Source organism: Bacillota bacterium, assembly GCA_040754675.1.
Lineage (GTDB): Bacteria > Bacillota > Limnochordia > Limnochordales > Geochordaceae > Geochorda.
Map to the genome: position 1 here is coordinate 1 of JBFMCJ010000551.1, position 2650 is coordinate 2650.

Annotated in this window: 2 protein-coding genes; both read left to right on the forward strand. The window is 62.8% G+C overall.

Annotation, left to right across the window (positions count from 1 at the left end):
* Window positions 1-254: 254 nt before the first annotated feature.
* Window positions 255-1007 (forward strand): DUF2293 domain-containing protein, encoded by a 753-nt coding sequence (locus AB1609_20650; protein MEW6048854.1) that lies wholly within the window; start codon window positions 255-257, stop codon window positions 1005-1007.
* 618 nt (window positions 1008-1625) lie between these two features.
* Window positions 1626-2650: reverse transcriptase domain-containing protein (locus tag AB1609_20655; GenBank protein ID MEW6048855.1), on the forward strand; the 1025-nt coding region annotated here is incomplete at its 3' end.

Consider the following 2650-nt stretch of genomic DNA (forward strand, 5'->3'; position numbering starts at 1 on the left):
TGCCTGTGGGGACCATGCAGTCGATCCTGCGGCAGGCTGGGATGACCGCCGAAGAGCTTGCCTCCCTGCTGTAGGAACCCGCGTTCACGCCGGGCTGAAGTAGAGAGATCGTTGCGGCCACCCTGGCGCGCTTGGGCCAGCGTCAGGCCGGGAACCCTGCCGAGCCGGGTCGTGCCGGGTAGAGAGGCAGTGATCCCGGGCGGCAAGTTGGCGGTGGGGAATCGCAGCCCCGGAGTGAACGGGTTGCAGGGAGCATGGAGACCGAAGGGAGAGTGCCGGCAGGCGGGCCGGGTCTGGAGGTGGCGAACCTCAAGGTGTACCCGGCACGGCCTGAGGAGATACCCAATGGAGACGAGGGTTGGGATGTGTGGTGGGCGCCCGGTCTCGGGCTGGTCAGGACGCCTCCGGGATGGGTTTTCCTGCCGCGCGGGGAGCACTTCGTCACGCGCAAGCTTAAGGAATGGGGACGCTACTGGGTGGTGTTGCGGCGCCGCCCCAGGTACACGGAGACCCTGGGTTTGCTCGCTCCCGAGGAGGCGGTTGTCGACGCCCTGAGGCTGGCGGAGGAGACGGAGGAGGTTCGCGGGCGGCGCCGTGCCGCCTCGGCGAGGGCGAGGGAGAGGGCGGAGGAGCGGTACCGGCGGCAGCTTGAGCAGGCGATCCTGGCTTATCTGGACTTTGCCCCCGAGCATTCCGCCCTGGCAGAGGAGGTCGCCCGGGCTGCTGCTGCGCGGGCAGCGGCGGTGGGGACTGGCCGGGTGGGGCGGACGAGGCAGCTGGCGCTGGAGGAGAAGGCGGCCCTGGCTGCCAGGGCATACATCCGGCACCGGTACACGCGGTACGAGGTGCGAGCCGTTGGAATAAACTGGTTGCCTAGTCAGCAGCCAGGAACAATTCCCTCTCCATCAGGAGAGAAGCTGAATCGGAAATTCCCGGGTGAGACTCCCGGGCCGCAGAGATGCTACGCCGATGATGGGCCTGACCGCCCTAGGCGCTGCGCGGGCTGAGGACTGACCCCTGGCAAAGCTGCCCGGTATGGCAGCCGAGTCAGAGAGCGGGTTGCAAGCCATAACCTGATCGGCCGTGTCCGCTACCAGCCGAAAGGTGAGTAGAGGCCGTAATGGCGTGGGCCTCCGTGTGCGCCCAGGGTGAGGATCGGTCCAAAAGACCGGAACAAAGAGGCCATTGAAGCATCGTAAGCGTGTGCCCTGCCAGGACACATAGCAGGGAGATGACGGGGCTGATGGCATACCCTCTCGTATGGTATACCATCCTGTCGGAACCAGACCGACAAGTAGGTGGCGGTACAGCTGAGCATCACACCGCCCCAGGAGCCCCCGGTGTACAGCCCCCACCTAAAGGCGCAACAAGAGGATAACCGATTCAGCAACGGATGATCGCCTGCCGCCAGGAGCAATACCGTGCGAAGAAAGGCGCGCAGGTGACAGAGGCGCCATAGTAGTCTGAGGACGGGAAAGCCGCCCACATGGCGAAGGGCGCCAGTCAGCAGATCAGGCAGGCACATAACCGAACCGTACTGACTAACCGGCGACCGGGAAGCCGGATAACCGGTCCTGAGCCAACGGATGGACACCCTTCCCCCTAATAGGAAGGAGGTGGTGCCCATGCAGGTACCGAGGGCGGTTCAATCCGAAAGCGAGCTCCGCAGCACCCTCGATCTCCTGTACGCTGAATCGCAGAAAGGGAAGTCGTTCACGGGCATCCTCGAACTGGTGGCAAACGAGCAGGTAATCATCACCGCAGTCCATAACATCAAGGCCAACAAGGGGGCCAACACCCCTGGCCTCGACGGAAAAACCATGCGGGACTACCTGCAACTGCCCCGCGAGGAGTTGATCCGGCAGGTCCGGCAGGCCCTGAACGACTACCAGCCCGCACCGGTCAGAAGGCGGTACATCCCAAAGGCCAACGGCAAGAAGCGCCCGCTGGGTATTCCCAGCGTCTTGGACAGAATTGTCCAGGAATGCCTGCGAATTGTGCTGGAGCCGATTCTGGAGGCGAAATTTCACCCGCACTCCTACGGCTTCAGACCCTACCGGGCGGCCTCCCATGCGGTTTCGAGAGTAGTAGACCTGGTCACGCGAGGCCACTATGCGGCCATCGAAGGAGACATTAAGGGCTTCTTCGATCACGTGAACCACCGGCTGCTGCTCAAGAAACTACGGAAGCTGGGGGTCATTGACAAGCGAGTGCTCATGATCGTCAAGAAGATGCTCACAGCGGGCATCTTTGAAAACGATCAAATATGCCCGTCCGATGAAGGAACCCCGCAAGGGGGCATCTTGTCCCCGCTCCTTGCCAACGCCTACCTGAACGACTTCGACTGGGTGATGGCCCGGAAGTATGCGGACCCCAAGAACTGGGAGATCCGTTATGCCCTGAAGGGCAGCGCCCAGGAGGCGCTCAGGCAACGGGGAAAAAGATCCGTCTTCCTGACCCGCTACGCGGACGACTGGATAGTCCAGACGCCAGACGTAAATGAAGCCCACAAACTCCTCCGCTGGCTGAAGAAATACTTCAGGCACCGGTTGAAGCTGGAACTTTCGGAGGAGAAGACCCTGCTGACTGACAGCAGGGAACGTCCCCTGAAGTTCCTGGGGTTTCTGATTGAGGCGGCACCCCGCCGCCC